This is a genomic window from Streptomyces sp. NPDC046122 (genome assembly GCF_056429965.1).
Genome location: NZ_JBWKLQ010000016.1, coordinates 56,854 through 78,632 on the forward strand (window position 1 = coordinate 56,854; position 21,779 = coordinate 78,632).

Consider the following 21,779-nt stretch of genomic DNA (forward strand, 5'->3'; position numbering starts at 1 on the left):
GTAGCACCGAGGCCGGGCGGGGGGCTTGCCAATTTCGCGCATCTTCCGAGAGCCCTGTCCAATTGCACAGCTTGAGTCACGACAGCAGGACTCGCTTTCGGAGGAGTTGAAAGCCGGCCCGGCCGAACATCTGGCGCTTCAGCATCTTGATCCGATTGACGACGACGCCGGAGCTCCAGGGCAGCGTGAGGCCGGCAATCACCGCGTCGCGGTCACGGTCGATGCCTGCGGCAAGGGTGTGGAGGCTGGGGAGGTCGTCTTGCCGGACGGCGTCGAGCCACTGCGGCAGTCGTTCGCCCTGGCGCTCGGTGAGCATCTGGCAGAAGGGCCGGACGTGACCGGTGAGGGCATCGAGTTCGGGGCAGTGGACCAGGATGGCCTTGAGTGAAGGCGGTCGGTCTCCGTCAGGGACTCGGGCAGGTGGAGAATCCATCCGGCGACGACGCGGGGTCACGGCGGCCGAGCTGTGACGGGGCCGGGAGAGAGCCGCTTCTTCCGGAAGTAGGCGCGAACGCGCTGGTAGCTGCGAGAGATGCCACCTGTCCGCCACCTGCACCGCCCGGGGTGCCCCGACGGTGGCGCCTTCGGCGAAGAACGGTGCGCGATCGCGGCAGACCACCTCGATCCCTGGCCGTTTCGCGAGCCAGGCGGCCAGGCTGGATGCCTCCCGGTCGGGTAGCAGGTCCACCGGCCGCCGACCTTCGACATCGACCAGGATGGTCCCGTAGTTGCGACCCTTGCAGGTCGCGTACTCATCGACCCCGACCACCACTTCCCCAAGGCCGACTCGGCCGAGCCCTGTCACTCAGCGTGCACAAGCGACCACATGCAACGCTCAGCCTTTCGACGCTCCCGCTAGAACGGCCCGTCGGCGATGCCCCCTGACGCGGCGAGGGCCTGTGAGAAGGCGCGTATGAGTGCGGTTTCGTGGCTGTGGTGCCAGACAAGGCCGAGGAAAGAATCCTCGAGGCCGGTGATGGGCACGAAGGTAATGGCTCGCCGGTTGTAGTACTCGCCTGTGGGGTGGCACAGGAGCATTGCGCCACGGTCGGCCGCTACCAGGGCCAGGCCCTCCTGCAGAGTGCTCACGGTCGGCCCGGTCGGGACCTCGCGGCCGCTCGGCGTGAGAGTGGGAGCTTGTGCGCGCCGCCAGTACTCAGGGGCGGGGCCGCGGACCCCGATCAAGGGGCAGCTGGCGAGGTCCTCGGCCGTCAGCTTCTCGTACGACGCGAAGCGGTGGTTTGTGGAGACAGCGAGGGTCTGCGGCTGCTTGGAGAAGATCTGTCCGAGGACGAGGTCGTTCTCCTCCACGGGCAACAGCACGATCGCAGTGTCGACTTCGTGGCGGTGGAGCGGGCCGAAGGGGTCGGAGATGGGGATCTCCACGATCTCGGTGGTGCAATCGGGGTGGCGGTTCTGGAAGAGCGCGACGGCATTCATGACATGGTCGTCAGCCGTGCCCTGGAAGCCGATGCGGAGTAGCCCGCCGACACCCCGTGCCGTGCTACGAGCGGTATCGAGAGCGGTCTGCAGGGAGTTGTAGGCAGGGCGGAGGTCCGCGAAGAGCGTCTCGCCGAGCGGGGTGAGGCGTACACGGCGGCTGGTGCGCTCGACGAGGCGGGCGCCGATCCGGCCTTCCAGGGTTCGAAGGAGCTGGCTGATGCGGCTCTGCGACACGTACAGGCGCTCACCCGCCCGGCCGAAATGCAGCTCTTCGGCCAAGGCAAGGAACGCCTCCACCTCGCGAACTTCCAGACTTCCCACGGCCCCCTCCGCTCTTCCACTCCCTTGGCCAGGCACTTTGTCGATCTATGAGTGCACCTCATGGAACGATGAGAGGTTGGCCGTTGTTCCCCTACAGCGTGGTCGATTGACTCAACGCATGTCGCAAGTTGAAGAAGTCGAAGAAAGCTCAGCACCGCAGGGGCGTACGACGCTACGCGCTTGGCTGGGCGTAGTGACCGTGGCTGTCGGCACGTTTACGGTCGTCACCTCGGAGATGCTGCCCGTCGGGCTGCTGACTCCCATAGGTGACTCCCTCAAGGTCACCGAAGGCGTGGCGGGTCTCACACTGACGATCACAGGTCTGGTGGCGGCGGTGTCCTCGCCCCTGTTGACGTCCGCCCTGGGCCGGTTCGACCGGCGCATTGTGCTCTGCGCGCTCATGGCCGTCCTGCTGATCGGCAATCTGGGCGCCGCGTGGTCACCGAACTTCGGTGTGATGGTCGCCGCGCGCGTACTGGTCGGTATCGGCATGGGCGGCGTATGGGCCATCGCGGCAAGCATTGCGGTGCGCCTGGTGCCGCCGAATTCGGTGGGTACGGCGACCACCCTGGTCTTCAGCGGAATCGCAATGGCATCGGTCCTCGGCATTCCGGCGGGTGCGTTCGTCGGGGCCCTGGCCGGGTGGCGCGCGGCATTCGTGGTCGCCGCCGTCCTTGCACTCCTGGTCCTCCTCGTCATGGCCGTGCTGCTGCCGAAGCTGCCGGCCGAAGGGACTGTTCAGCTGGGCGGGGTGATGAGACTGTTCGGCAACCCGCAGGTGCGGACCGGCCTGATCGTCGTGGCGTTTCTGGTCACCGGGCACTTCGCTGCGTACACCTACGTCCGACCCGTTCTCGAGGACGTCTCCAGAGTCAGCGCCGGGATGATCGGCACGCTCCTGCTGGTGTACGGAATCGCTGGTGTCGCGGGAAACTTCATCTCCGGTGCTGGCGCGGGGCGTTCGCCGCGCAAGACGCTCTTTGTGATCAGTGTGGTCATGGCCGCGACGGTGCTCCTGCTTCCCGTCGTGGGCGGGGCGCCGTGGGTGGCGGGCGCGTTGATGGCAGTGTGGGGGCTCACCTACGGCGGAGTCTCCGTGAGTACGCAGACGTGGATCCTGGCCGCGTCGCCCGATGCCCGTGAGGGAGCTTCCTCCCTGTTCGTCGGCGTGTTCAACGGCGCCATCGCGTTCGGCGCGCTCCTCGGCGGCCAGGCGGCAGACGGCATCGGCATCACCTCGGCGATGTGGGTGGGCGGTGGGCTTGCGCTCGCTGCTCTGGTCGCCATCGCGGTGGGCCGTGCTCCGACCACCGGTCGACTCTGACCTTTGGGATTCGCGGTAGGCAGGGCGACGAGAGCTTCCCGGATTGCGGTACCTTCCCCGATACCGGAAGGGCGCGACGATCACAGCGAGCACGTGCGAAAAGCGCGCGTATCGAATCCGGTGCCCATTCCGGGCACCGGTGCCCGGACGTTTTCAGTGTGTCCGGGTGACAGCCCGGTCGGCGGCGCCCGTCGGCATGCGAGGGTGGGGCACCGCGGACGCTGGCGCCAGGTCGAGGCGCTTGTTCATGTCGAGGCGGAAGGTGCCGTACGGGTTGACGTTGGACCAGAACAGCGCGGTCAGGCCGCGCCGGTCCTCGTCGCTCAGCCTCGATGCCCATGCCGGTTCGGCCAGGACCTGCTGCAAGAGCAGAGTGTTGACGTGCACGAGCCCGGACTGGAGCAGGTGCAGGTGCAGGGCGAGCATCGAGGTCTCGGCGTGTTCCTTGTCCGGGCCGGTCAGGGCGCCGTCCTTGCCGTAGTGGAGCACAGTGTTCGCGCTTCCTCAGCGGTGCCGAGCCGGAGTGCGGTTGCGTACTTGACCATCTGGTCGTACTGCTGCTCGATCACTTCCCAGCGGATCGGTCGCGTCAGGGAAGCACCGAGCGCGGTCCAGCCGGGCGGGGTGTCATCCGGGTGATACAGGCGGATGCTGATCATCGGCAGACCTCACCGGCGTCCGCGGGCTGGAAGGCCAACCAACTCCGCGGCGCGAGTGACCTCACTCCTCCTCCGACGCTCCGCTCAGCACTCTACCTAGTAGGACTCCGTTAGGTCTTCCGATGCGAGGTGTTCCTGGGCATGTTGGATGTGTGGATGCACTTGAAGTGAACCGTGTATGGGGCCAGTTGGCGTTCTACGTGGCTGATGTGTTCGCCTCGGTGCCGCGTAAGGATCAGCGGGCCAAGGGCGACTGCTACCTGCGGGGACTGATGCTGGACGGTCGCCGCAGTCGATCCAGGCCATGGCTTCGAGGCTGCCGGACGGCAACGAGCAGAACCTTCAGCAGTTCGTGAACCAGTCCACCTGGGATCCGGTGCCGGTGCAGCGTCGGATCTGCGAAAGGATGCTGCCGCTCATCGCCCCGACGGCCTGGGTGATCGATGACGTGTCGCTGCCCAAGGACGGAAGAATGTCGGTCGCCGTGGCCCCGCAGGAGTGCGGGGCCTTGGGTAGACGCGCCAACTGCCAGGTCGCGGTCAGCGTCCACGCTGCCACCGACACCGCCTCCTGCCCGCTGCAGTGGAGGCTGTTCCTGCCGCGGGAATGGGAAGCGGACAGCGACCGCAGGACCGCCACTCGTGTCCCGCCCGAGGTCACGCACCGTGAGAAGTGGCGGCTGGCGTTGGACATGCTCGACACGCTGGCCGACTGGGGTATGAGGCCGCCGGTCGTCGTGGCCGACGCCGTCTACGGCACCAACGCCCACCTGCGGACCGCTTTGGCCGACCGCGGCAACAACTACGTGCTGGCCGTCCGCGCGGACGTGCCCACCCGTTCGACGCGGAGCCCGATGCGCCGGACCGCAACGGACCGGTCGGCTGCTGGCCCCAGCCTCGCTTGGGACGGGGTCCTGCCCGACTGCTGGCTGCTGGCTGCTGGCTGCTGGTCGAGTGGCCAGAAGAGGCCCCGGTCCCCACCGATTACTGGCTGTCCAACCTCCCGGCCGACACCCCGATCACCCATCTTGTCCGACTGGCCAAGGTCCGCTGGCGCATCGAGCACGACTATCGCGAACTCAAGCACGGCCTGGGCCTGGACCACTTCGAAGGCCGTTCCTGGCCCGGCTGGCACCACCACGTCACCCTCGTGACCGCCGCCCACGCGTTCCTTACCGAACAGCGCCTGGCCCCAAAAGCGCCCGAGCCGGACACACTCTCTACCAGATCCTCGATGCTCTCCAGGACACCTTGAGGTGCTGGACCGGCATCTGCAACACCTGCCAACAGCCCCTGCCCAGCAGGCCACGGACAGCATCAAGATCGAGAAGAACCTAACGGAGTCCTACTAGGGCTTGTCTCCTTGGCTGTCAGCTGGCTGGGGCGCTTGCAGGTGGTCCATGGTGGTGCCGTCGGGATGTCGCCCGAAGGCGGCCTCTAGAACGGCGGGGAGGTCTGTCTCGGAGACCGTGGCGCGCACCTCCGCCAGGACATGACGGAAAGTGTCATCGTCGATGGCGCCCATGTGTTCCTGGCGGAGTTGGTAGATGATCTCGACGAGTTCGGGTCTCAGCCGCATCCAGGCACGGGAAGTGCGGATCTCTTCCTCGACCTGGTCCATGAACCAGCGCATGACCTCGAAGGGAACATCCACGTGTGGCCCGCGAGAGTCGAAGCACACCGTCGGCTCCCGTGCCGGATCCTCGTCGGGGACGACTGCGGTCACGAGACGTCGTTGCCCGGCCACGATGTCCAGTTCCAAGTACCAGGCGTCATCGGGTACGGAGTACATCGCAGTGATCGTGTAGTCGCCGTCGGGGTGTGGGAAGGCCATTGCCGCATGCTGTCACGCTGGGCTGGGGGCGTGCCTCTCCAATACGTGTGCCGGGGTTCCCATCCCCGGACCCACATGAGGATGGCGACGAGGTGGAGTGCGGCCTGGTAGGCAATAGCGAGCTTGTCTGTTCGCATGGCCAGGCCGCGCCACTGCTTGAGTCGGTTGATGCATCGCTCAACTGTGTTGCGCTGCTTGTAAATCTCGCTGTCGAAGGCGGGTGGTCGTCCGCTGGTGCGGCCTCGCTTCAGTTGGTGGCCGATCTGGTCGGAGGGCTGCGGGATGACGGCGCGGATGCCGCGTCGGCGGAGATGTGCACGGATCGCGGGGGATGAATAGGCGCGGTCCGCCGGCTCGATCCACTTCGGATCATGCGCTGAGATCACCCCACAAACTGGCGAACAAAGCCCAGGCCGATCGGATCGTAGGGGCCGAGCACGTCGAGTCCGCGACCGCCTCGTGGGAGCAGCCGAACCGCAGGACCTGCAGCAGTATCTCGAACACGATCCGGTCGCCGATCCGGCGGCGGTGACAGCCCAGCGGATGGGCAGGAGTGAACTCCGGCCGCAGCGGCAGCGCATCGGCCCCACAGGGGTTCGATCAGCGATGGTGGCAGCACAGCCGCAGGTCCTCCACGATCACAGAGCGTCAACAACTCCGTGATCACGGAACTTGCGCCTGCGTCATTCCAGCCTGCCGCATCCGCCGCCTGTCCGCGCGTCCTCTTACCCGCTCCCCCACCTCGCAGACCCGGCGCTCGCGCTGGGCTCGGCCGTGTGATGGGCGTCGACACGAAGGAGTGGCGAGCGGCGGCTCGGGCCTACGCCGGTCTTGGTGGTTCAGGGTTGCGCGACCCGCATGGTGATCTCGGCGATGCGCTCCGCGGAGAGGTCGGGCGCCAGGACCGGCTGGACGAGGTGGCTGACCGTCAGGCGCACCACCGCTTCGACGGCCAGGTCCCGCGAGTGGGCGTCGATGTCGGGCCAGGCCTCCGCCGCGTAGGCGGTGAGCATGCTGATGGCGGTGTCCAGGAGTGGCTCGGAGCGGGTCGTCAAGTGGGCGAGCAGATCCTCGTCACCGCCCCGGCTGCTGGTGAGGATGGCCTTGATCAGCGGGTTGTCGGCCGCCGTGCGCAGGGTGTAGCCGATGGCAGCTGTGATGGCGGCCCTCATGTCGCCGGGGTGCGCGAGGAGTTGGTCCTGTACGCCGGTGAGGAAGCGTTCCACCTCGCGCATCACCAGCGCCTGACCGATAGCCGCCTTGGAGCCGTACTCGGTGTAGACGGTCTGCCGGCTCACTCCGGCGGTCGTGGCGATATGGGTCATCTTCAGCCGGGCCCAGCCCTCGGCCGCGACCCGCTCGTAGGCGGCGTCCAGGATCCGTTCTCTGAGCAGGGAGCGGACCGACTCTCGATAGTGCGTCATCTCGGTCCCATCCTAACGAGCATTGCCCTGTCGCTTGACGACCTAAGGCATCACTGTCTAGTTTCTGGACAGTTTACGGCCTAGATGTCCAGTGAAGGTGGGTCATGACAGGAACCTCGAATCCGCTCGGAGCGCAGGCGGCGCAGGCGACGTGGCGAGACGGAAAGCGCTACCTGTGGCTGCTCGGACTGGTACTGCCCGTCTTCCCGTTCGCGGAGTGGGGGCTGGCGGCGGCCACGGGGCACGGTTACTTCTGGTGGCTTCTGCCGCCGGTCGTCTTCGGCGTGATCCCGCTGGTGGACCTGCTGGTCGGCAAGGACTCCGACAATCCTCCCGACAGTGTCCTCGCCTGGCTGGAGTCGGACCGGTACTACCGCTGGTGCACCTACCTGTTCCTGCCCCTCCAGTACGCCGGACTGGTGCTGGCCTGCTGGCTGTGGTCCAGCGGCGGTCTGTCGGTCGTGGACAAGGCGGGGCTGACCGTCACCGTCGGCATCGTCGCCGGGTTCGGCATCAACACCGCGCACGAACTGGGTCACAAGAAGGACACGCTGGAACGCCTGCTGGCACGGATCGCCCTCGCCCAGACCTGCTACGGGCACTTCTACATCGAGCACAACCGCGGTCACCATGTGCGGGTCGCCACCCCCGAGGACCCCGCGAGCTCCCGCCTGGGACAGTCCTTCTGGCGGTTCCTGCCCCGCTCGGTGTACGGCAGCGCCCACTCGGGCTGGCACCTGGAGAAGCAGCGACTCGGCCGACTGGGCAAGAGCCCGTGGAACCCGCACAACGACGTGCTCAGCGCGTGGGCGATGTCAGCGGTCCTCTTCGCCGCACTGACCGCCGTGTTCGGGCCGGACGTGCTGCCGTACCTGGCGGTCCAGGCGGTCATCGGCTTCTGCCTGCTGGAGGTCGTCAACTACCTCGAGCACTACGGGCTGCTGCGGCAGAAGACCCCCTCGGGCCGCTACGAGCGCTGTACCCCGCAGCACAGCTGGAACAGCGACGACATCGCCTCCAACATCTTCCTCTACCACCTGCAGCGGCACAGCGACCACCATGCCAACCCCACCCGCCGCTACCAGGCCCTGCGCCATTTCGAGACGTCCCCGCAACTGCCCACCGGTTACGCGGGGATGATCGTGCTCGCCGTCGTGCCGCCGCTGTGGCGGCGTGTGATGGACTCCCGGCTCCTCGCCCACTACGACGGCGACGTCACCCGGGCCAACATCCACCCCCGCACCAGGGGCAGGGTCCTCGCCCGCCACGGGAGCCGCTGATGAGTTGCCACCTCTGCCCTGTCTGCGGCTACGTGTACGACGAGCGCGCGGGTGCGCCGCGCGAGGGATTCCCCGCCGGTACGGCCTGGGCGGACATACCTGACGACTGGCCCTGCCCGGACTGCGGGGTCCGCGAGAAGATCGACTTCGAGGAGATGGCGTGAAGATCTGGGAATGCCTGGTGTGCGGTTTCGTCTACGACGAGGCGCGGGGCTGGCCCGAGGAAGGCATCGCCCCCGGTACCCGCTGGGAGGACATCCCGGACGACTGGTCCTGCCCCGACTGCGGTGCCGCCAAGGCCGACTTCCAGATGATCGAGGCGTCCCGTGCCTGAGACCACGCCTCGCACCATCGCCGTGGTCGGCACCGGAGTCGCCGGCGCGACCGCCGCGCTCACCCTGCGCCAGGAGGGCTTCGACGGCCGTATCCTCCTGATCGGTGAGGAACACCACCCCCCGTACCGGCGTCCGCCGCTGTCCAAGGACCTCGCCAAGCGGGCCCTGACGCCCGAGCGACTCCGCCTGAAGCCGCCAACGGCCTGGCACGAGCTGGGGATCGAACTGCGCACCGGCACGAAAGTCACGGGCATCGCCGACGGCGCCCTGGAATGCTCCGACGGAGGCCGACTGCCGTACGACAGAATGCTGCTGGCGACCGGAGGACGCGCCCGCTCCCTGCCGTACGCCGCCGGGCACCACCATGTGCACACCCTGCGCGGCCTGAGCGACGTGCCCGCTCTCCGCGCCGACCTGGAGTCCGGCGGCCCGCTGGTGGTCATCGGCGCGGGACTGGTCGGCTTGGAAGTCGCCGCGAGCGCCCGGGCGGCGGGACTCGACGTCACCGTCCTGGAAGCCGGCTCGGAGCCCTTGCGCCGGGTGCTGCCCGCCCCTTTGCGCCGCGCCGTCCTGGAGCTTCACCGGGCTCACGGGACGCGGGTGCACACCGGGGTCGCGCTCGCACGACTGGCCCGACAGGACGGCATGCTCGTGGCGACAGCCCGGGATGGAAGAAGCTGGCACGCGCACACGGTGCTGGTCGCCGCCGGCATGCGGCCCGACGTCGAACTGGCCGCCCGGGCGGGCCTGGACGTAGGGGACGGCATACTCGTCGACGCCCTGGGCACGACCAGCGATCCGCGCATCTTCGCGGCGGGGGACGTGGCTCTGTATCCCGACCCGGTCCTTGGACGACGGGTGCGCGTGGAACAGTGGAACCACGCCCAGCAGCAGGCCGCCGCAGTCGCGAGGAACATGCTCGGCGCCGGGACACCCTTCACCGCGGTGCCCTGGTCGTGGACCGACCAGTACGGTGTCATGCTGCAGATCGCCGGCCATTGCGCCGACGCCGACTCCCTGACGGTTCAGGGCGACATCGCCGGTTTCGACTTCGCCGCGCTGGCGACCGTGAACGGACGCCCCGTGGGAGCCGTGGCGGCGGGGAGGCCCCACGTCTTCCGTGCCCTGCGGACGGTCCTCGAGCAAGCGGACGGCAGCCCGGCCCAAGGTGCCGTGCGGACAGCGGCGGTCACGCTGGCGTGCCACGCCCTCCGGTTTACGCAAGAGGAGACGGACGCCCCGAGAACCGGCGAGCCGCACATTGCCGCAGGGTGACGCTCCCCGGTGGAGAGGTCACGCCCGATGCCGGACAGGAGAGCCGAAGCGCCGCGTGCCCAGGCCGAAAGGTGCCGAACTAGCGGCTACCGGGAGGCTAGGTCGCGGTCGGCTGACGAGATCACGAACTGGCCGACCGGATGCGACTGAGTAGACGCCTCGGCGTCACACCTTCTCGTCTGGAAGGCGCACGGGTTCCCCTCGTGCTCAAGGAACCCCAGGAGGGGCACGTGCCGCTCCCGTCCGGCACGTCGAAGCTGCTGGACGGGAGCCAACATCCGCTCGACTGGGCTCTGCCCGCAGGCCGTCGCCCTCCCGCACCTCTGCCCGTGTCGACGGCCAAGGCAGAACCCATCCATCACACCGAACCAGGAGGCTCACATGACCGACAGCGGAAAGCACGGCGGTCAGCCGTCCGACAAGCCTTGGACTCCCCCGAGCCCCTCGGAGCCGAGCCCTGACGGGTCAGGGCCGAAGAAGTGATCCCGACGCGAGCGCAGCAAGGCCACGCCGCTCTCGTCCGGCTACTGGACCAGCAGGGGCTCCTGAGCCCGGCCTGGCGTCGGGTGTGGGAGAAGCTGCCCCGTCACCACTTCATCCCACAGGAGATCTGGCGCCAGCGTCCGGACGGGTGTGAGCCCGTCACGACGTACGAGGACTGGTGCGATCTCGTCAGCAGCGACGAGCCGGTGATCATCCAGGTGGACGACGGAAACGAGGACGGGCCTGGTGTGGCTACCTCCTCGAACTCCATGCCCTCCATGGTCGCCAAGATGCTCGGGCTCCTCCAGGTCAAGAACCACGACCGCGTCCTGGAGATCGGCACCGCCTCCGGCTACGTCGCGGCTCTGCTGGCCGAGCGCCTCGGGGACCGCAACGTCTACAGCGTCGAGATCGACCCCCTCCTGGCCGCCATGGCGACCAACCACCTGCGGCCCCTCGGCTACACCCCGAACCTCCGTCTCGGTGACGGGGCGCTGGGGTGGCCGGAGGAGGCACCGTTCGACCGCATCGTCTCCACCTGCTCACTCCGGCACGTGCCGTATGCCTTCGTGGAGCAGGTCCGGCCCGGGGGAATCATCGTCGCTCCCCTGTACCGCGACTTCTGGAGCGGCGCCCTGGTCCAGCTCACCGTCCAGACCGACGGACGAGCCTGGGGCCACTTCCAAGGCGGAGCCTCGTACATGCCCATGAGGTCGCACCGGGCAGCGGCAACCGTGGAGGTCGACTCCTCCACGGCACGCTCCCGGACAGCCGGCCTGAACCCCGAGGAACTGCTGCCCCTGGGCTTCGCCCTGTACGCCGGGGCCCGACTGCCAGACGTGTGGATGCAGCACTCCCGGACCGAGGACACCGTGAAGGTCTGGGCTCGCGGCGAGGACGGGTCAGCCACGTCCACGGCGAAGGGCGAGGACGTGTGGCAGTACGGGCCGCGTGACCTGTGGGCCGAGATCGAAGCCGTGCACCGCGAGTACATCGCCCTCGGCCGCCCTGACGCCCAGAGCTTCGGTCTCACGGTCACAGCCGAGGGTCAGCAGGTCTGGATGCACCACCCGGAGGCGACCGTGGCCCCCACGGCGAGCGATACCTACCGCTGACGTCCCTCGTTGAGCCGAGGCCACCTGATCCCAGGAGGCTCCCCCCGGTTCAGCAAGGTGCAGAGAGCCCCGGCTGTCCTCGGACGGTCGGGGCTCTGTCGGTGTCACCACCAGGTTTTTGAGAAGTAGCCCGTGCAGAGCAACGTGTTCCCCTGGCTGAATAGCCTCCCCATCGCCCAGCTCCATCCCACCCCCTGGGGGCTACCCGCTCCCCTACTGGCGGTGGCCGAAGAGTAGAGGGTGGGACCCGGGGTCAAGGGCGTCACGGACGGCGGTCAGGATGTCCTCGGTGTCGGCGCCGAGCGCTCGTGCGGCGGAGGCGAAGTTTCGCGCCAAGGTGGCGAGTTGGTCGACATCGTGTGCGTGTGGCTTGGACGGGAGTACGGCGACCCGGGTTCCCGCGCCACGGCGGGTGAGGATCAGCTCTGCGGTCTCCAGCTCGCGGTAGGCGCGGGCCACGGTGCCCGGTGCCAGGCCGAGATCGGCGGCGAGTTGGCGCACGGTCGGCAGGCGCTCGCCCTCGACCAGCCGGCCGGTGCGGATCAGCGCGGCCATCTGGGCTCGAATCTGCTCGTACGGCGGTACCTGGCTAGTGGTGTCGACACGGACGGCGGGCTCACTCATCGTCGAAAGTCCAATCCTCGACTGCCTTGTCGTCGACCGCCCGGGGTGCCACCACGGTGACCAGGGACCATCCGAAGGTGAACAGGCTCAGCAGGCCCAGGGGGCAGATCACCACGAGGGTGGCGGCGCCCAGCGGGCCGGCGCAGGCATTCTCAGTGAGCGCGACGAAGATCATGAGAACGACGAGCAGCACCTGGATTGACACCAGTAGCCCCCAGGCTCCGGTGATCGCCCACGCGCGGTCGCGGCGCTGCTGGTCGTCGCCCGGGCCGTGGGCGATACGGCGCAGGGCCCAGACGCAGACGGGGGTTGCGACCGCGAGGGCGGCGAACATCGTGCCGCTGTAGTACATGCCGGGCCAGGGACCGAGGGATGCGCGCACCCCTTCGCAGCTGACGGTGATGACACGCCCCGCTCTGCGCATCTGGTCCGAGTCGGAGGAGGCCGTGACCGCGCAGATCACCAGCAAAGTGACGAGGGACGCCGCCTGAAGAAGAAGCAGGGGCGCCATACGGGGTGGCACTTGGTCTCGCACCAGACGCGGGGCGAGACTCGCGGTGCGTACCGTTTCCTGGGGACGCAGGGTCAGGGCGTCGCCGAGCATGACACCGCCCACCGCGCAGAGGCCGAAAGCGGTGATGGCGAACACGAGGGGCATCGTGATGTCCTCGCTCTCCATCGTGACCAACTGCTGTGCGGACACTGTGCCGATGGCCAGACCGGACCAACGGGCGTAGTGGTCGGCATGGTCAAGGAACCGGGACCGGACCGGGACCGTGTCGAGCATCTATAGATCCCCTCAGATCATCTTGTATCAAGTGGTGGGTACAAGATGACCTGGTCGGGATCTTGTGTCAAATGATCGATACAAAGTGAAGACGAGCCTGAAGCCAGCCAGCGCAGCTTCCTCCACCCCCGGGCAGAGTTCCTGCGCGACCAGGTGCGCGGACTGCGGGGGCGGTGGCGCACGCGGCTGCCGACGTGCCCCCGCGGTCGGCAGCCGCTCCCCGCTAGGAGCCCTTGTACGAACCGATCGGCGTGGCGGTACCGCAGGAAGAAGAGCCCAGTTTCTGCACAGCGGAGATCTTGTCGTCCAGGTCGAACCAGTCGTTGAGCTTCGACACCGAGTACCCGGGACGCACGCAGTACTTTGCTCCTCGGTTGTAGGCGTCCACGTACACGTACCAGGACACGCTGTTGCGGTTCCACAGCGAGTTGAACCGGTCGTTGTCTCCGCCGAGCGCAGGCGCTGAAGCCGTGTACGCGGTGAAGATGCCGAGGTAGTTGTCGTCGGACCATGCGCACAGTCGGTTGTCGGCGCACTGTGCGGGGCTCGCCGACGCGGGTGCCTGCGTGGCGGTGAAGGCCACCCCTACGGCGCCCAGCAGGATCGCCGCGCGTTGCAGTGCGCGGCGGGGACGGGCTTTCGTTCCCGGTGACCGGGGTGACGTCGGTGAAGCGGTCATGCGCATACTCCCCTTTTGTCGAAGGCGGTGTACCTCCAGCGGTTCCGGCGTCGGGCTTCCCCGGACACGCCGGAATGCCATGAATGCTCCGGGGTGTCGTGTGGTGTGGCCATGCCCTTAAGCAGTGGCTTAAGGGGCTGTGGCAGGGCCGTGCGACGTTATCGGTTCCCGTCCAGCAGTTCGCGGCCCAGTGCAGTGGTCTTGTGCGGTACGGAACCGCCGCGTCGGCTGGTTGGCGGTGGGGCGAGGCAATCGGCCTGAGGCGGCCTACGCGGAGGCGACAGCCCAAGCACAGCAAACTCCTCCTGTCTTCGTGGGTGAGGAGCTGCGTTCCGGTTCCCCGTCGTGGGAAGCCATCGTGGATGAACTGGATATCACCGCTCTTCGCCCTTGTGGGTGTTCTGCTTGGTGCTGGCGCGACGGCGTTGGCTGACCGCCGCCGGTGGCGCAGGGAATCGGTCACACGCTTGCTGGAGCTGCGCACAGCGCTGTACGCCGAGTACCTGGTCGCGATGGAGGAAACCGGTCAAGACCTGCTGCGCGTCGTGAGAACGGTGCCGGCGCAGGAACGCGCGGAAGCTGCTGCAGCGGCCTTCTCCGGCTTCAATCTCGGCGGCACGCGCCAGCGTGTTCGCGTCCTGGCCCCGGCCGACGTGGCCCGGGCCGCCGACGCGGTCTTCCACGCTCTACAGCGTGCGCGTGACTACGTCGCCATCGCGGATGAACGGGATACACAAGGGCTGGATGCCCTGAAGGACGAAGTGGGGACGCTTCGTAACCGGTTTCAGGAAGTCCTGCAGCGCGACGTACGGGATCTGCTGGCCGGTCGCGCGGCGTGGTCAGCATGAGCCGGTAGATCGAGGCGGGTCATCCCCGTAGGCAGGCGCGACCGAGGGCGAGACGTGTGGCGGCTCAAGTGAAGCGAGCCCCTGGCGGCAGTTTGACCGCCGCGCCGACGCCGAGCGCAGCCTCACAATGACCCCGGCGGCGAGGCACGGGCCCCTTGGGGTGATCACAGGGTGCGGGGCGCCTGCCGCGTGCGAAGGACTCCCCCAGCAGCAACGACCGCGCGCAGGCGTGCGGCCATGGCGGCGGCCTCCTGCGGTGGCACAGACAGGACCCCGTTCTCAGTCATAAGAGCATGGAACTGCTGCTGCTCGTAGGGGACACCTGCCGGCAGTGCAGCGATGTGCCAGTGCAGGTGGGCGTTGCCCTGCTGACTGCCGAGGGAGTACAGGTACGTGCGCTCGGATCCGCAGACGCTATCGACGGCCAGGGCGATCTCGCGGACGACCTGCATAAGACGAAGGTAGGCCAATTCGTCCAGGTCACGGACAACGTGCTCGATGTGCGCCTTAGGTGCGACGAGCACCTTCCCCCGCACGGTGGGCCACCGGTCGGGGAACGCCACATGGTCCTGGTCCTCATAGAACTTCTCGTGCGGGTAGTCCGGATGTCCGGCCAGGAACGAGCAGATGAAGCACGGCCCGCTTCGTGCGCGGGCCGTGTACGCCTCAAGATCCATAGCCTGCCGGTCAGTCGACACCTGAGGTCCTCTCATCAGGGGTGCTTCAGTGAGCTACAGCCACACGACTGCCAAAGCCCTGTTGGTGGCGTCGGCAGGACCTCCGAGCGGAAGTCACGATCTACGGCCCTCTGCCGTGCAAGGCACCTGACAGAGGGGCGCCCCAGGCGGTCGCTGAGGGATGCCCTGAGACCCGGGTGAACTTTTAGCCGCCGCCGGGATGCCTGTCGAGCTGCACTCAACCGCAGAGATCCCCTACACCACACAGCGGGACGCCATCGGAGCCCCTCACCGACCCGGACGTGAACTCCCCGCCGCAGGGCGCCCTATGGTGCGATGGCCTTACGCAGCGTGCGCAGGCACAGGGTCATGGCCGAGTGCTTGGGTGTCTCGGTGGTGCGGACCTGCTCCCAGGCCGTGTACAGCAGGGCCCACACCAGGTTGCGGACCCACTCCTGGTCCAGCTCGGGGTCGATGCTGCCCTCTGCGTGGCCGCGCCGGACCGTGTGCAGGAAGTGCCGGTCGGCGGCGGTCTCCTCGTCCCAGCCCGACCAGTTCACCAGCTGCGGCGTCTCGAACATCAGCGTGAGGCCGTCGCCCAGTTCGAAGTACTCCTGGCACAGGCGCTCCAGGGCATCGGCGGCCGGGCCGTCGTCGAGCCGGGCGCGAACCGTCGCCGCCTCGACCTTGTCCAGGACGTCCGTGCCGATGGCCGCAAGCAGATCGGACCGCTCGGGGAAGTAGCGGTGCACCGTCGTACGGCCCACGCCCGCCGCCGCCGCGACATCGCCGAGGGAGGCGGTTGGGTCGCCCGCCAGCAGGGCGACGGCGGCGTCGACGATGGCACGCCGCGTGCGTGCCCGTGTCCCGCTTTCCGCTACGACGGCCCGTGCCTCACCCATGCCCATACGGTAGCGCGCCTTCCGGGATGAAAATCGCTTGACCGTTATGGAGCAGCGGTGTTCCAGTCAGAAGCATGACTGTTCCGGAAAGTGCGTCCCGCAAGATATCCCTCCCGCGGCTGCGGGTCCTCTGGTCGTTCGCCCGGCCGCACCGGGGCGCCCTGGCCCTGGCCCTGGTCCTCGCCCTCGTAGGATCCGGGATGGGGCTGGCCACGCCGATGGTCACGAAGGGCGTGCTCGACGCGCTTGGCGGCTCCCAGTCGCTGCGGGGGCCGATCCTGACCCTGCTGTTCCTGCTGGCCGTCGGCAGTGCCGTCATGTACTGGCAGTGGACGCTGCTCGGCGCGCTCGGAGAGCGGGTGGTGCTGCGGGCCCGCGAGTCGATGGTGCGGCGCTTCCTGCGGGCCACCGTGCCCGCCGTCGCCCAGCGTCCGCCCGGCGAGCTCGTCACCCGCGTCACCTCCGACACGGTCCTGCTCCACCAGGCCTCCACGGGCGCCCCGGTCGGCCTGATCAACGCCGTGGTCATGCTCTTCGGGACCCTGATCCTCATGGGCGTCCTCGACCTGGCCCTGCTGGGCACCGTCGCGGCGGCCGTGCTGGTGATCGGCGCCCTGTTCGCCGTCCTCATGCCCGGGATCGCGACCGCGCAGCAGCGTGCCCAGGGCCACCTGGGGCAGCTCGGCGGGAACCTGGAGGGGGCGCTGCGCGCGATCCGGACGGTGAAGGCCGGCCGCGCCGAGGACCGCACCGCCGAGCGCATCGTGGCCGACGCGCGCACCTCCGCCGAGCACGGCATCCGTGCCACCCGCCGCGAGGCGCTGGCCTGGACGATCGCCGTCGCTGGCATCCAGCTGGCGATCATCCTGGTCCTGGGCGTGGGCGCATGGCGGGTCTCCGAGGGGGCCCTGGAGGTCTCCAGCCTCATCGCGTTCCTGCTCTACGCGTTCGGGCTGATGGACCCGATCAGCGAACTCAGCCAGAACGTCATCGCGCTCCAGTCGGGGATTGCCGCCGCGGAACGCATCCGGGAGACGGACGATCTGGAGTCGGAGTCGGAGGAGAGCGACGACGCCCGCCCGGCGGTGCCGCCGCGCGAGGCTGCCCAGGACGGGACCCCCGTCCTGGAACTGCGGGACGTCACCGCCGCCTACGGCCCCGACAGCGACCCGGCTGTGCGCGGCGTCAGCCTCGCCGTCCCCCGGCGCGGGCACACCGCGATCGTCGGGCCGTCGGGCGCGGGCAAGACGACCCTGTTCTCCCTCGTCCTGCGCTTCCTGGAGCCGACCGGCGGCGAGCTCCTCCTCGACGGCCGCCCCTACCGCGAGCTCACCCACGACGAGATTCGCTCGCGCCTGGCCTACGTCGAGCAGGACACCCCGATCGTGCCCGGCACGATCCGCGACAACCTGCTACTGGCCTGCCCCGACGCGACGGAGGCGGAACTGCGCCGGGTCCTGCTCGAGGTGCGGCTGGCCGAGAAGACCGACGCCCTGGAGGAGGGACTCGACACGCCCCTGTCCGGCTCGGCCGTCTCGGGCGGTGAACGGCAGCGGATCGCCCTGGCCCGGGCCCTGTTGCGCACGCCGGACGTGCTGCTCCTGGACGAGGCGACGGCCCAGCTCGACGGGCTGACCGAGGCCGCCGTCCAGACCTGCGTCCGCGCCCGCGCGGCCACGGGGGCGGTCGTCACGATCGCTCACCGGCTGTCGACCGTGATCGACGCGGACACCATCGTGGTGATGGAGGCGGGCCGCGTCCGCGCCCGGGGCAGCCATGAGGAGTTGCTGGCGACGGACGCGCTGTACCGGGAGCTGGTGGAGGCCCTGCGGATCGCGGCAGACGCACAGCCGGCTCGGTGAAGTCCCGCTGGACGCATGCCGGTTGCGGACATCCGGTGGACCAGACCTGCGGCCGGTTTTCGATCATCCCCGGAAGGATGAAAGGAGCGTCCGCTTCCCTCGACGATGATCCCGACCCGTTCGAACACCGAACTCGAATGCAAGGGAAGGGACAAGCAGTTGCGCATCGCCCGGCTCCTCGAAGCAGCAGCGCCCCACTGCCAGGCGGGTTACGCCAAGCGACGGCCTCGGCACCCCGCCGGCGAGCAAGTACGGCCGCCGCCCGCTGGTGATCGTTGGACGGGTATGACTTCACGTAGGAAGCCACCACCGTCATCGGATTCGGCAACGGTGCCAGCAACAACGCCTGCTCCAACCAAGGCAGCGCCATCCCTCGGGCCGCCACCACTAACGGGCCCGGGACCGTCACCGCCCTGACCGCTGCCCTGCCCGTCAGCGGCCCCACCAATCAGTGCGGCAACCTCGGCCTGCCCAACGCCCCCAAAACCAGCAAGGCCGACAACCTCAAATACATCAAGGAGCAACTCAAGGCTATCGGCAAGCGGCGAGCGCGCGAACGCTGTGAGCAGCTCGTGGAGAAGCCCGGGCGACGCCGTCGAAAAGCTGCTGGGCCCCGGCCGCTTAGCAAATCGCGGATAACCCTGTGCGTACAGGGTCCTCCACCGGAGCGCTTGTACGAGATCAGCGGAGGTTCAGAGATGGGCTCTGACAACGGCACGTTGCGGGGTCTCCGGCTGGGCACTCCCGGTCCCCCAGCCGCGGCCGCCGATCGACGACGCCGAAGCCCCGGGCGGCCTGCACCGGTACGGGGAGCCGTCCCGCTGTCCGCGCGAGACCGTCTATGTCACCCGTCCAGGCCGAAAGCGTAATAGTCCAAAGGATGCAGTCGCGTGCGGAGAGCACCGGCACAGCACCCCGCCGCGGCCGAGGAGTGGTTGACACCGGACGGCCCGGAGATGCCGCGAGCATGGCCGGATCATGCCCCTGTGCACTGGCATTCCGGGGTACTCCACGGCAGTTCGGACATCGGAATCTCAAGGAGACCCGGAGGACGTTCAATCCCCTGGAGCAGCGGGGCATTCCGCTGGATCGTCAGCTCAGGAACTGGCGTGAGCTGAAGGTGGTGCCCATCGACCCCGATCACTGTGACCCGTACACCAGGTGCCGGGTCATCACGGTGAACGGGATCGAGGTGGAGGCGATCATGTTCAGCCACCAGCTCGCCCGCAACACGGTCGATCCGGAGATCAAGAGGCAGCTGGCGAGGACCCGGTACATCGAGGCGCAGCAGCAGAAGGTGGTCAACTGGCTGCTGCCCGGCGTCTCGTCGGTGCTGGAGACGACGATCGCGTACGAGCAGGTGGCCGTCGACCTGACCGCGTGGATCGCGCGGATGGAGCCCGATCCGTATCTGAAGCAGGCGTATCAGTTCGGTGTGCTGGAGGACTTCGACCACCTTTACCGGTACGCGAATCTGTACGAGATGATCGAGCACCGCAAGGCGGAGTCGATCGTCGACGGTCTGAACGAGGTCATGCCCGGGCGCCCGACCAGGTTCCACCACCGCAACCCTGTTGACAACGTCCGGGCTCCGTACGACCGCACCCGCACCGATCCGCTGTCCAAGCTGCACGCTCTCACCGTGCTGTCGGCGGAGCAGCAGACGATGAACTTCTACATGAACACCGGCCCCACCTACATGGAGCCCATCGCCCGGCAGCTCTACCAGGAGATCGGGCTGATCGAGGAGGAGCACGTCACTCACTACGAGTCGCTCGTCGACCCCGGTGAGACGTGGTGGGAGCAGTTGGTCAACCACGAGTACAACGAGTGCTACCTGTACTACTCCTTCATGGAGCAGGAGAGCGATCCCAGGGTCAGGGCGCTCTGGGAACTGCACCTGAATATGGAGCTCGAGCACCTGCACATCGCCTGTGACCTCATGCGGCGGCACGACGGCCGCGAACCGCAGGAGGTGCTGGCGCCGCAGTTGCCGAACGTCCTGACGTTCGAGCCGAACAAGGCGTACCTGCGGGAGTTGCTCGCCACGCAGATGGACTTGACGACGCTGGGCGCCGGCTACGTGCGGGAGGCGCACGAGCGCTTCGAGCAGATGCAGGAGCAGATCCATGGCGGCGAGCAGCCCCCCAGCGAGCGGGTGATGGCCCAGCACGAGGAGATGTTCGGCCGCGAGTACCGGCTGGAGACCGAGGGCGAGCACCCGGATCCCGCCATGCGCGAGAAGAGCTGACGGAAAGGTTCAGCATGACTGAGACCCACACCCCCCACGCCGGTGACAACCAGGCCGCGGACACCGACGTGCTGGCGCTGCTCATGCGCCAGCACGGAGACATCCGCAACCTCTTCGACGAAGTCGAGCGATCGACCGGAGACGCGCGGAAAAACGCGTTCCGTCGCCTCGTACGTCTCCTCGCCGTGCATGAGACGGCTGAGGAAGAGGTGGTCCACCCGTTCGCGCGCCGTAGCCTTCCGGGCGGTGAGCAGGTCGTCGAGGACCGGCTGACGAAGGAACGCGAGGCCAAGGAGGTGCTGTCGGCGCTCGACAGCATGGACACCGACGAACCGAAGTTCCTTCCCCAGCTACTCGCCCTGCGCGAAGACGTCCAGGCGCACGCCCGCGCCGAGGAACGCTACGAGTTCTCCCATATCCGGCGCAGCACCGACGCCGCCAAACTCGCTTCGATGGCCAAGGCGGTCAAGGCCGCCGAAGCCATGGCACCCACCCGGCCCCACCCCGGAGTGGAATCAGCCGCGGCCAACATGGCTCTGGGCCCGATCGCCGCGCTGATGGACCGCACCAAGGACGCCGTACGCAAAGCCATGGGCCACGACGGCTGAACCGCCGGTGACCGCACTCAGGCAACCCACGACCGCCTCGGTGCCACCTCCGGACACCCGGCAATGAACCGCTCACCTTGCGTTCCGGCAAGGTGAGCGGTTCATTGCCGACGGTTACGGGAGTTGGGCGATGTTTCTCGGATCATGGTCACCGCCTCCCAGGTCGGCGGCATCGCACGATGCGCTCGACACCGCACGGGCCATGGGCCGCGACAATGGTCTGACCGGGGTCCGGCAGCGACGCCGCGCCGAATCGAGGCCACAATGGGCGGCACCGGTCAGAAGGTCGGCTCCTGGTCGCGGACCGTCGTGCCACTGAAGGATTTCCGGTACCAGTCGGCGAACAGCAGGCTCGGAGAAGTGGCGTCGATGCCGCTTATAAGCGCCCTTTCGCCACGTCATGCAGGCTTACAGCACCGCGCATGGCTACCCTGTGGGCGTGCCGCAGGGCCGTGTCCTTCTCGTGTCGGAGTTTGGAGGAGCGCCCCGGTTGCGGCCGGGCGTCTCGAACGCTGCGGCACACCCTCATGCGGCACACCAACGTTCACCCGCAGCTGTACAGCTGCATGAGACGTCGAGTCATCATGGCCCCTGACGCTGCTCGCGCTGCTGGATGTTGACCGCGACCGCTGTGCACGGCAACGGCTTGTCGACCACCACCGACATCGCGGAGTCCGGGGTCTTGGCCCCAGCAGCGGAACGGCTCCGCCCTCGGAAGAGGGGGAGCCGTTTTCCGTCCGGGGTGAAACTGTGTCAGGCGTGGCTGTGGTGGCGCTTGTTGCCGGTGACCAGTCGGTAGACGGCGAGGAGGATGACCGAGCCGATGATGGCGGCGATCCAGGTGGAGAGGTCGAAGAAGCCGTCGATGGAGTCGACTCCGAAGATGACCTTGCCGAGGAAGCCGCCGAGCAGACCGCCCGCGATACCGATGAGCATGGTGATGATGACGCCGCCCGGGTCCTTGCCCGGCATCAGCGCCTTGGCGATGAAGCCCGCGAGCAGACCAATGAGAATCCAAGCCACAATGCCCATGATGCGTCTCCTACCTC

21 protein-coding genes and 3 pseudogenes are annotated in these 21,779 nt (G+C 68.0%); 11 read left to right on the plus strand and 13 right to left on the minus strand.

All coding sequences use genetic code 11. From position 1 onward, the window contains the following. Nucleotides 1-76: 76 nt before the first annotated feature. Both AC07FK_RS29525 and AC07FK_RS29530 read right to left on the minus strand, forming a co-directional pair. A pseudogene (locus AC07FK_RS29525) lies at nucleotides 77-769 on the minus strand (ISL3 family transposase); the annotation flags it as partial. 86 nt (nucleotides 770-855) lie between these two features. After that, complete coding sequence (locus tag AC07FK_RS29530; protein WP_479108002.1) at nucleotides 856-1,764, minus strand: LysR family transcriptional regulator; 909 nt, start codon at nucleotides 1,762-1,764, stop codon at nucleotides 856-858. A 118-nt stretch (nucleotides 1,765-1,882) separates the two neighbouring features. Here AC07FK_RS29530 and AC07FK_RS29535 point away from each other — a divergent pair, with 118 nt between their 5' ends. Continuing rightward, nucleotides 1,883-3,088: an MFS transporter gene (locus tag AC07FK_RS29535; protein ID WP_479108003.1), complete on the plus strand. Its 1,206-nt coding sequence runs from the start codon at nucleotides 1,883-1,885 to the stop codon at nucleotides 3,086-3,088. Between the two features lie 153 nt (nucleotides 3,089-3,241). Here the strand turns inward: AC07FK_RS29535 and AC07FK_RS29540 are convergent, their stop codons facing one another. Further along, a complete protein-coding gene (locus AC07FK_RS29540; protein ID WP_479108004.1) occupies nucleotides 3,242-3,577 on the minus strand; it encodes a Tn3 family transposase in 336 nt (111 codons plus the stop codon). Then, entirely contained in the window at nucleotides 3,547-3,747 is a 201-nt protein-coding gene (locus tag AC07FK_RS29545) for a Tn3 family transposase (RefSeq protein WP_479108005.1), read from the minus strand. Before AC07FK_RS29545 ends, AC07FK_RS29540 begins: the two co-directional genes overlap by 31 nt. Nucleotides 3,748-3,899: 152 nt before the next feature. On the opposite strand from AC07FK_RS29545, the pseudogene AC07FK_RS29550 reads away from it, so the two are divergent. Further along, nucleotides 3,900-5,001 (plus strand): annotated as a pseudogene (locus tag AC07FK_RS29550) (IS701 family transposase). Nucleotides 5,002-5,094: 93 nt separating this feature from the next. Here AC07FK_RS29550 and AC07FK_RS29555 read toward each other — a convergent pair. From AC07FK_RS29555 to AC07FK_RS29565, 3 genes and pseudogenes are all read right to left on the minus strand, one after another. Continuing rightward, nucleotides 5,095-5,580: a hypothetical protein gene (locus tag AC07FK_RS29555; protein WP_479108006.1), complete on the minus strand. Its 486-nt coding sequence runs from the start codon at nucleotides 5,578-5,580 to the stop codon at nucleotides 5,095-5,097. 65 nt (nucleotides 5,581-5,645) lie between these two features. Next, nucleotides 5,646-5,930 (minus strand): annotated as a pseudogene (locus AC07FK_RS29560) (transposase); the annotation flags it as partial. A 489-nt stretch (nucleotides 5,931-6,419) separates the two neighbouring features. Beyond that, nucleotides 6,420-7,004 carry a TetR family transcriptional regulator gene (locus tag AC07FK_RS29565; protein ID WP_479108007.1) on the minus strand — a complete coding sequence of 195 codons (585 nt, stop codon included), beginning with the start codon at nucleotides 7,002-7,004 and terminating at the stop codon, nucleotides 6,420-6,422. A 104-nt stretch (nucleotides 7,005-7,108) separates the two neighbouring features. Between AC07FK_RS29565 and AC07FK_RS29570 the strand changes: the two genes are divergently transcribed. The 5 genes from AC07FK_RS29570 to AC07FK_RS29590 all read left to right on the plus strand — a co-directional run bounded on the left by AC07FK_RS29570 (nucleotide 7,109) and on the right by AC07FK_RS29590 (nucleotide 11,492). Then, entirely contained in the window at nucleotides 7,109-8,284 is a 1,176-nt protein-coding gene (locus AC07FK_RS29570; RefSeq protein WP_479108008.1) for a fatty acid desaturase, read from the plus strand. Next, nucleotides 8,284-8,448: a rubredoxin gene (locus tag AC07FK_RS29575; RefSeq protein WP_479108009.1), complete on the plus strand. Its 165-nt coding sequence runs from the start codon at nucleotides 8,284-8,286 to the stop codon at nucleotides 8,446-8,448. The genes AC07FK_RS29570 and AC07FK_RS29575 overlap by 1 nt, the downstream gene beginning before the upstream one ends. Next, nucleotides 8,445-8,618: a rubredoxin gene (locus AC07FK_RS29580; RefSeq protein WP_479108010.1), complete on the plus strand. Its 174-nt coding sequence runs from the start codon at nucleotides 8,445-8,447 to the stop codon at nucleotides 8,616-8,618. The genes AC07FK_RS29575 and AC07FK_RS29580 overlap by 4 nt, the downstream gene beginning before the upstream one ends. After that, nucleotides 8,611-9,894, plus strand: a complete 1,284-nt coding sequence (locus AC07FK_RS29585) for an NAD(P)/FAD-dependent oxidoreductase (protein ID WP_479108011.1) — start codon at nucleotides 8,611-8,613, stop codon at nucleotides 9,892-9,894. The genes AC07FK_RS29580 and AC07FK_RS29585 overlap by 8 nt, the downstream gene beginning before the upstream one ends. 479 nt (nucleotides 9,895-10,373) lie before the next feature. Beyond that, nucleotides 10,374-11,492, plus strand: coding sequence for a methyltransferase domain-containing protein (locus tag AC07FK_RS29590; RefSeq protein WP_479108012.1), 1,119 nt, complete (start codon nucleotides 10,374-10,376; stop codon nucleotides 11,490-11,492). 213 nt (nucleotides 11,493-11,705) lie between these two features. Here AC07FK_RS29590 and AC07FK_RS29595 read toward each other — a convergent pair whose 3' ends face one another. The 3 genes from AC07FK_RS29595 to AC07FK_RS29605 all read right to left on the minus strand — a co-directional run bounded on the left by AC07FK_RS29595 (nucleotide 11,706) and on the right by AC07FK_RS29605 (nucleotide 13,582). Then, nucleotides 11,706-12,116, minus strand: coding sequence for a GntR family transcriptional regulator (locus AC07FK_RS29595; RefSeq protein ID WP_479108013.1), 411 nt, complete (start codon nucleotides 12,114-12,116; stop codon nucleotides 11,706-11,708). Continuing rightward, on the minus strand, nucleotides 12,109-12,903 hold the full coding sequence (locus AC07FK_RS29600) for a hypothetical protein (protein ID WP_479108014.1): 795 nt from the start codon (nucleotides 12,901-12,903) through the stop codon (nucleotides 12,109-12,111). Before AC07FK_RS29600 ends, AC07FK_RS29595 begins: the two co-directional genes overlap by 8 nt. Before the next feature lie 223 nt (nucleotides 12,904-13,126). Continuing rightward, nucleotides 13,127-13,582 carry a peptidase inhibitor family I36 protein gene (locus tag AC07FK_RS29605; RefSeq protein WP_479108015.1) on the minus strand — a complete coding sequence of 152 codons (456 nt, stop codon included), beginning with the start codon at nucleotides 13,580-13,582 and terminating at the stop codon, nucleotides 13,127-13,129. 362 nt (nucleotides 13,583-13,944) lie between these two features. Between AC07FK_RS29605 and AC07FK_RS29610 the strand changes: the two genes are divergently transcribed. Beyond that, nucleotides 13,945-14,430, plus strand: coding sequence for a hypothetical protein (locus tag AC07FK_RS29610; protein WP_479108016.1), 486 nt, complete (start codon nucleotides 13,945-13,947; stop codon nucleotides 14,428-14,430). A gap of 164 nt (nucleotides 14,431-14,594) precedes the next feature. Here the strand turns inward: AC07FK_RS29610 and AC07FK_RS29615 are convergent, their stop codons facing one another. Together AC07FK_RS29615 and AC07FK_RS29620 are read right to left on the minus strand one after the other, a co-directional pair. Beyond that, a complete protein-coding gene (locus AC07FK_RS29615; RefSeq protein WP_479108017.1) occupies nucleotides 14,595-15,128 on the minus strand; it encodes an HIT family protein in 534 nt (177 codons plus the stop codon). A gap of 305 nt (nucleotides 15,129-15,433) precedes the next feature. Beyond that, nucleotides 15,434-16,009: a TetR/AcrR family transcriptional regulator gene (locus AC07FK_RS29620; protein WP_479108018.1), complete on the minus strand. Its 576-nt coding sequence runs from the start codon at nucleotides 16,007-16,009 to the stop codon at nucleotides 15,434-15,436. A gap of 74 nt (nucleotides 16,010-16,083) precedes the next feature. On the opposite strand from AC07FK_RS29620, the gene AC07FK_RS29625 reads away from it, so the two are divergent. From AC07FK_RS29625 to AC07FK_RS29635, 3 genes are all read left to right on the plus strand, one after another. After that, nucleotides 16,084-17,871: an ABC transporter ATP-binding protein gene (locus tag AC07FK_RS29625; protein ID WP_479108019.1), complete on the plus strand. Its 1,788-nt coding sequence runs from the start codon at nucleotides 16,084-16,086 to the stop codon at nucleotides 17,869-17,871. 1,177 nt (nucleotides 17,872-19,048) lie between these two features. Then, on the plus strand, nucleotides 19,049-20,122 hold the full coding sequence (locus AC07FK_RS29630; protein ID WP_479108020.1) for a hypothetical protein: 1,074 nt from the start codon (nucleotides 19,049-19,051) through the stop codon (nucleotides 20,120-20,122). Between the two features lie 14 nt (nucleotides 20,123-20,136). Next, entirely contained in the window at nucleotides 20,137-20,730 is a 594-nt protein-coding gene (locus AC07FK_RS29635) for a hemerythrin domain-containing protein (protein WP_479108021.1), read from the plus strand. 753 nt (nucleotides 20,731-21,483) lie between these two features. Here the strand turns inward: AC07FK_RS29635 and AC07FK_RS29640 are convergent. Further along, entirely contained in the window at nucleotides 21,484-21,762 is a 279-nt protein-coding gene (locus tag AC07FK_RS29640) for a GlsB/YeaQ/YmgE family stress response membrane protein (protein ID WP_479108022.1), read from the minus strand. Nucleotides 21,763-21,779 lie beyond the last annotated feature (17 nt).